The following is a 601-nucleotide window of genomic DNA, read 5'->3' as shown; positions in this document are numbered from 1 at the left end:
TCTGGCGCATGGACGGGGACGAAAGGGCCTCGCGCTTTTCGCGCTTGAGCCGCACCTGGATCATGTGCGGGCAGCGCTGGTCGTCGTGGTACAGCTCCTGGCAGTGCATGCAGTAGATGCATTCGTTGACGTTGATGAAGCCCTCGGGGTGGATCGACTGGACGGGACATTCCTTGGCGCAGCGCTGGCAGGGCGAGCCGCATTCCGGCCAGCGCTTGAGCCACTCGAACATGCGGATCTTGCCGGGGATGGCGAGCGCCGCGCCGAGCGGGCAGAGATAGCGGCAGAAGAAACGCTCGATGAACAGGCCCGCCGTGAGCAGCGTCAGGGCGTAGATGACGAACGGCCAGTCCCGGACGAACTTCAGGATGATGGCGGTCTTGAACGGCTCGACCTCGGCGAAGACCTCGGCCAGCGCGACGGAGTAGAACGACAGCCCGAACAAACCGAGGAAGATGATGTACTTGACGGGCCAGAGGCGCTCATGCAGGCCCCAGGGCACGGTGACCTGCGGCACCTTGAGCCACTGGGCAATGTTGTTGGTCAGTTCCTGGAGGGCGCCGAAGGGACAGAGCCAGCCGCAGAAGGGACCGCGGCCCCA

The 601-nt window shown here is 64.6% G+C and carries 1 protein-coding gene; it reads right to left on the bottom strand.

The annotated features are described in order from the left end of the window. Window positions 1-601: 4Fe-4S binding protein (locus ILT44_RS30635; RefSeq protein ID WP_204243380.1), on the bottom strand; the 601-nt coding region annotated here is incomplete at both ends.

The organism is Microvirga arvi, assembly GCF_016892765.1.
In the GTDB taxonomy this organism is placed as follows: domain Bacteria; phylum Pseudomonadota; class Alphaproteobacteria; order Rhizobiales; family Beijerinckiaceae; genus Microvirga; species Microvirga arvi.
The sequence above is the reverse complement of the archived record's forward strand: the minus strand, read 5'-3'. Positions and strand labels throughout refer to the sequence as shown.